Consider the following 6,075-nt stretch of genomic DNA (forward strand, 5'->3'; position numbering starts at 1 on the left):
CTCACGGCGGCCGCGCCGGACGCCGTACGCGTCAGGCCCGGCGCGACGCGGACGTCCCCCGGCGGGCGCGGCTCACGTCGTACACCCCCGGCACGTCCCGCATCGCCCGCATGAGGGCGGGGAGCCCGGCCGCGTCGGGGAGGTCGAGCGTGTACGTGTGGCGGACCCGCTGCTCGCTGGGCGGCTCGACGGTCGCGGAGACCACGGCGGCGCCGGCGGTGGCGATGGCCTCGGTGAGGTCGGCGAGCAGCCCCGGCCGGCCGAAGGACTCGGCGACGAGGGTGACCCGGCCCTGGGCGGTGTCGCCCCAGCGGACGGCGACGGGTTCGCGGCCCAGTCCGCGCATGGCGTCGACGGCGGCGCAGCGCGCCCGGTGGGCGGTGACCGATCCGCCGCGGACCCGGAAGCCGGTGATCTCGTCGGGGGGTACGGGGGTGCAGCAGCCGGCCGGGCGGACGGCCGCCGGCTCGCCCTCCAGGTCGGCGTGGAGTTCGGCGCCGGAACGGCGGTCGGCGGTGACGCTGACCTGCGGCCGCGGGCCGGTCTCGGCCGGGGGCGCGGCGGCCTCGGGGTGGGCCGCGAGCCAGCCGGTGATCGCGATCCGCGCGGCCGGGGTACGGGCGTGGTCGAGCCACTCGGGCGACGGCCCGGACACGGCGTCCTGGGCGAGCAGCGGCTGGACGGTGTCCCCGTCGCCGAGCACGGTGCCGAGCGGCGCGAGGCGGCCGTTGACGCGGGCGCCGAGGCAGCCGTGGGCGGCTTCGCCGTGCTGCGCGTAGGCGGCGTCGACGCAGCTGGCCCCGGCGGGGAGCTTCAGGGTCCCGCCGTCGGCGCGGAAGACGGTGATCTCGTCGTCCTCGGCGAGGTCCGCGCGGAGCGAGGACCAGAAGGTGTCCGGGTCGGGCGCGGCCTGCTGCCAGTCGAGGAGCCGGGAGAGCCAGCCGGGGCGGGTGGGGTCGACGCGCTCGCCGTCCTCGGCCCGGGAGGCGGTGCCGTCGGGCCGGGCGGAGGCGTGCGGCGGCTGGGCGCCGACGGCGGGCGGCGGTGCGGTGGCGTCCTGCCGGTCGGCCGGGTCCTGCGGCTCGGCCGCCTCCTGGCCGACGTGCGGGTTGCCGAGGGCGACGACCCCGGCCTCCGCGACCTTGTGCATCCGGTGGGTCCGGATCAGGACCTCGGCCACGGCGCCGTCGGGGGCGGCGACCGCCGTGTGCAGGGACTGGTACAGGTTGAACTTGGGGGCCGCGATGAAGTCCTTGAACTCCGAGACCACCGGGGTGAAGCAGGTGTGGAGCTCGCCGAGGACCGCGTAGCAGTCGGCGTCCTCGGCGACGAGGACGAGCAGCCGCCCGAAGTCGCAGCCCCGCAGCTCGCCGCGCTTGAGGCGGACCCGGTGCACGGAGACGAAGTGGCGCGGGCGGACGAGGACTTCGGCGCCGACGCCCGCCTCGCGCAGGACGGCGGAGACCTGCTCGGCGACGGCGCCGAGGGCGTCGCCGGCCTCCGGGTGGCCGGTGACGAGCGCGCGGGTGGTCTCGTACTCCTCGGGGTGGAGGATGGAGAAGACGAGGTCCTCCAGCTCGGTCTTGAGGGCCTGGACCCCGAGCCGCTCGGCCAGCGGGATGAGGACGTCCCGGGTGACCTTGGCGATCCTGGCCTGTTTCTCGGGCCGCATCACGCCGAGGGTGCGCATGTTGTGGAGCCGGTCCGCGAGTTTGATCGACATGACCCGGACGTCGTTGCCGGTGGCGACGAGCATCTTGCGGAAGGTCTCGGGTTCGGCGGCGGCGCCGTAGTCGATCTTCTCCACCTTGGTGACGCCGTCGACGAGGTAGGCGACCTCGGCGCCGAACTCCCGGCTCACCTGGTCCAGCGTCACGTCGGTGTCCTCGACGGTGTCGTGGAGGAGGGAGGCCGTCAGGGTGGTCGTCTCCGCGCCGAGCTCGGCGAGGATCAGCGTCACCGCGAGCGGATGGGTGATGTACGGCTCGCCGCTCTTGCGGAACTGGCCGCGGTGCGAGGACTCGGCGAGGACGTACGCCCGGCGCAGCACCGAGAGGTCGGCGTCGGGATGGTGGGCGCGGTGCGCCTCCGCCACGTGGCTGATGGCGTCGGGCAGCCGGTCACGGGGCGCCGGTCCCGCGGTGGCGCCGAGCAAGGCGGCCCGGCCGAGCCGGCGCAGGTCGATCCGGGCCCGTCCGCGTCTGCGGACGTTCGTGTCGGTGACGGCGGCGTCCGCCGCGCTCACGGGTTGGGTGGCCTCTGCGCTCATGGGGCACCTCCGGCGACGTGGACCGGCGGTGGGCGGGCCAGGCGTGCCCTGGGGGCCGGTGCTTGATGCTACCGACCCCACCACGCGGCGCAGTCACGCTCTCGCTCAGCGTGAATCGGATCACCCATTCGAGCGACACATCAGTCGTTGACAGTTTCGATTCCACCGGACGCGGCCCACCACGCCGGGTCGAGGGTGCCCTCGGCGACGATCACGGCGGGACCGGTCATGTCGACGCCGCCGTCGGGGTGCTCCGTGATGACCAGGGTGCCGCCGAGCACGTCGACGGTGTACGTGACGGGGGTGCCGGTCTCGGCGGGGTCGGCGCCGTCCCGGCGGGCGGTGGCGACGGCGACGGCGCACGCGCCGGTGCCGCAGGAGCGGGTCTCGGCGGCGCCGCGCTCGTGGACCCGCATGGCGACGTGGCGGGGGCCGCGGTCGACGACGAACTCGATGTTCACCCCGTCCGGGTAGACGGCGGCCGGCTCGTACGGCGGCTCCGAGTAGAGGTTGCCGGCGTGGTCGAGGTCCTCGACGAAGGCGACCGCGTGCGGGTTGCCCATGTTCACGTTCCGCGCGGGCCAGCTGCGGCCGTCGACGGTGACGGTGACCCCGTCATCGGGCAGCGTCGCGCGCCCCATGGAGACGGTCACGGCGCCGTCCTTGGCCAGGTGCACGCGCTTGATCCCGCCGCGGGTGGCGACGGCCACCTCGCCGGCGGTGACGTGGCCGGCGTGCTCCAGGTAGCGGGCGAAGACCCGGACCCCGTTGCCGCACATCTCGGCGACCGAGCCGTCGGCGTTCCGGTAGTCCATGAACCACTCGGCCTCGTCGGCCAGGTGCCGCGCCTCGGGATGGGCGGCGCTGCGCACGACGTGCAGCACGCCGTCCGCGCCGATGCCGGCCCGGCGGTCGCAGAGCCGCGCGACGGCCGCGGGGGGCAGGTCGACGGTGTTCTCCGCGTCGGGGACGATCACGAAGTCGTTCTCGGTGCCGTGGCCCTTCAGGTACCGGAGGGCGGGGGGCTGCGGGGTCTGCGTGCTGGTCACGAGATCAACTGTACGGGGCGGGTCCGACGGACCGCCCGGGCGTCCACGGGCCGGGCCGGTGGCGATGAGGGGCGTCCGTCCGGCCCCGACCGCAGACGTGGTAGGCGGCGCGGGGCCTCCGTGGTCGGAGCGGGCTGCGCGCGGTCGGAGCGGGCTGCGCGGTCAGCGGAGGCGGGCGACGCGCCAGACGGCGAGGGCGACGAGGGCGGCGATGGTGGTGACGTACAGGGCGAGCACGCGCCAGTCGGGGCGCTCGCCGGAGCCGCGCTGCGGGAGTCCGGGCCAGGTGTAGCCGACCTTGCGGGCGGCCATCATGCCCCAGCCGGCCGCGCAGGAACTGATGAGCAGTCCGAGCATGGCGACGACGGCGCCGCCGTCGCCCGACCCGAAGGCGAGCGGGAAGGCGAACATCAGCGAACCGAGGGCGGCCAGGGCGACGATCGGGGCGAGCTGCCAGATCCGCAGCCGCCGCTGGGGGCGGAGTTCGACCTCGACCTCGTCGGCGTCCACCTCGACGGAGCTGCCCACCGCGTCGTCGGGACCGTCGGGGGTCAGCCCCGACACACCGATCGGAGCGTCGTCCGTCGGGTGACCCGGGGCGTCACCCGCGGCGTCCGCCGTCGGGTCGTCCAGGGCCGCGTCGTGCTGTTCTCTGTCGCGAGGGCCGGCCTCCATCGCCACGCGCCCTCCCCACTCGGACTCCACTTGGTCGATCGATGCTCGATGATGGCACGCTCCTGACCGCCGGAATGACGGGCAGGGCGTCCCGATGCCATCACGTGATCAGGCTGTAACCGCTCGTTCGACCAACGACAGCGCCTCCCGCGGGAGTTCCCCGCGGTGATCCGCGGCCCCGCTGAGCCAGTGGACCCGCGGGTCGCGACGGAACCACGAGTCCTGCCGGCGGGCGAAGCGCTTGGTCGCGCGGACGGTCTCGGCCCTGGCCTCGTCCTCGGTGCACTCCCCCGCGAGGGCCGCGAGGACCTGCTGGTAGCCGAGGGCGCGGGCGGCCGTGCGGCCCTCGCGCAGCCCCCGTGCCTCCAGGGCGCGCACCTCGTCGACGAGGCCGGCCTCCCACATGCGGTCCACGCGGGTGGCGATCCGCTCGTCCAGCTCGGGACGGGCCACGTCGACACCGATCTGGACGGTGTCGTAGACGGAGTCGGGGCCCGGGAGGTTGGCGGTGAAGGGCTTGCCGGTGATCTCGATCACCTCGAGGGCCCGGACGATGCGGCGGCCGTTGCTGGGCAGGATCGCGCGGGCCGCGTCGGGGTCGGCGGCGGCGAGCCGGGCGTGCAGGACGCCGGAGCCGCTCTCGCCGAGTTCGGCCTCCAGGCGGGCCCGTACGGCGGGGTCGGTGCCGGGGAACTCCAGGGCGTCGACGGCCCCCCGTACGTACAGCCCCGAGCCGCCGACGAGGACCGGGGTGCGGCCGGCGGCGAGCAGCCGGTCGATCTCGGCGCGGGCGAGGCGCTGGTATTCGGCGACGCTGGCGGCCTCGGTCACGTCCCAGATGTCGAGGAGGTGGTGCGGGACGCCGCCGCGTTCCTCGGTCGTCAGTTTGGCGGTCCCGATGTCCATCCCCCGGTACAGCTGCATCGAGTCGGCGTTGACGACCTCGCCACCGAGCTGCTGGGCCAGGAAGACACCCAGATCGGACTTTCCGGCCGCTGTCGGACCGACGACGGCGATGACCCGCGGGGCGGGAGCTGCGCTTCTCACTGCCACAGTCTCGCAAACCTCACGGCCCGTCCCCGAATGAGCTACGTGACGGGCCCGCTCCGGGCTTCGTTGCCTGTTGCGTGGTTCCGCCCGTCGGTCACCGCGGGGCCCCTCCCACCCGAGTACGCTATGGAGTGAATATGAGCCTTTTGGCAATGTTTCGCCGGAAGAAGCAGGATGTGGCCGAGGCCTCGCCGGAGGAAACCGGGACCGTCGCTCCGATGCGGGACGAGGCCGCGGACTCCGACGCCGGGGCCGGGGCGTCGGACGCCGTCGAGGCCCTGACGGCGTCGGCGGATGACGAGGCCGCGGGCGCGGAGGCCGGTGACGCGGACGGGCCGGAGGCGGCGGCAGCCGTCGCCGGCGAGGTGGAGATCCCGAAGCAGCAGTCGGCGGAGGCCGCCGCGGACAACGAAACGGGCGAAGGCGCCCGTCGGTAGGCCCCCGGGGGTCCTGGGGGCAGGACACGGAACACGGACCCCCCGGGGGGTCCGCGGAGGGAAGGTGCCCCATGGGTCTCCTGGATTCGTTGAAGGCCAAGCTCGGCCCCGCCAAGGGCAAGGTCGCGGACCTCGCGCAGCAGCACGGGGAGAAGATCGACCACGGCCTGGACAAGGCCGCGAGGCTCGTCGACGAGAAGACCAAGGGCAAGTACAGCGACAAGATCCACTCCGGGACGGACAAGGCGAAGGGCGCCATCGACCGGATGGGCCACAAGGACGACGGCACGCCCGCGAGCGGTGGCACGACCCCGCCGCCGCCCGCCGGCGGTGGCGCGACGCCGCCCCCGCCCACCGGCAGTGGCACGAACCCGCCCCCGCCCACCGGCAGTGGCACGAACCCGCCCCCGCCCACCGGCAGTGGCACGACGCCGCCCCCGCCCACAGCCTGACGGGCCGGCGTCGCCCACCCGTCACCCACCCGCACCTCCGCACGGCGGACGGCGGACGGCGGACGGCGGACGGCGGACGGCGGACGGCGGACGGCGGACGGCGGACGGCGGACGGCGGACGGCGGACGGCGGACGGCGGACGG

At 75.0% G+C, this 6,075-nt stretch carries 6 protein-coding genes; 2 read left to right on the forward strand and 4 right to left on the reverse strand.

The genetic code is table 11. From position 1 onward, the window contains the following. Positions 1-31: 31 nt before the first annotated feature. From MRBLMG1_RS15100 to miaA, 4 genes are all read right to left on the reverse strand, one after another. A complete protein-coding gene (locus MRBLMG1_RS15100) occupies positions 32-2,269 on the reverse strand; it encodes a RelA/SpoT family protein (RefSeq protein WP_367824508.1) in 2,238 nt (745 codons plus the stop codon). Positions 2,270-2,409: 140 nt separating this feature from the next. After that, entirely contained in the window at positions 2,410-3,318 is a 909-nt protein-coding gene (gene dapF / locus MRBLMG1_RS15105) for a diaminopimelate epimerase (protein WP_367824509.1), read from the reverse strand. 162 nt (positions 3,319-3,480) lie between these two features. Further along, positions 3,481-3,993, reverse strand: coding sequence for a hypothetical protein (locus MRBLMG1_RS15110; protein WP_367824516.1), 513 nt, complete (start codon positions 3,991-3,993; stop codon positions 3,481-3,483). Positions 3,994-4,101: 108 nt separating this feature from the next. Further along, positions 4,102-5,040 carry a tRNA (adenosine(37)-N6)-dimethylallyltransferase MiaA gene (gene miaA, locus MRBLMG1_RS15115; protein ID WP_367824510.1) on the reverse strand — a complete coding sequence of 313 codons (939 nt, stop codon included), beginning with the start codon at positions 5,038-5,040 and terminating at the stop codon, positions 4,102-4,104. Between the two features lie 140 nt (positions 5,041-5,180). On the opposite strand from miaA, the gene MRBLMG1_RS15120 reads away from it, so the two are divergent. Together MRBLMG1_RS15120 and MRBLMG1_RS15125 are read left to right on the forward strand one after the other, a co-directional pair. Further along, a complete protein-coding gene (locus tag MRBLMG1_RS15120; protein ID WP_367824511.1) occupies positions 5,181-5,480 on the forward strand; it encodes a hypothetical protein in 300 nt (99 codons plus the stop codon). A 71-nt stretch (positions 5,481-5,551) separates the two neighbouring features. After that, positions 5,552-5,932 carry an antitoxin gene (locus MRBLMG1_RS15125; RefSeq protein ID WP_367824512.1) on the forward strand — a complete coding sequence of 127 codons (381 nt, stop codon included), beginning with the start codon at positions 5,552-5,554 and terminating at the stop codon, positions 5,930-5,932. Positions 5,933-6,075 lie beyond the last annotated feature (143 nt).

Source organism: Streptomyces sp. LMG1-1-1.1 (genome assembly GCF_040815545.1).
GTDB lineage: Bacteria > Actinomycetota > Actinomycetes > Streptomycetales > Streptomycetaceae > Streptomyces.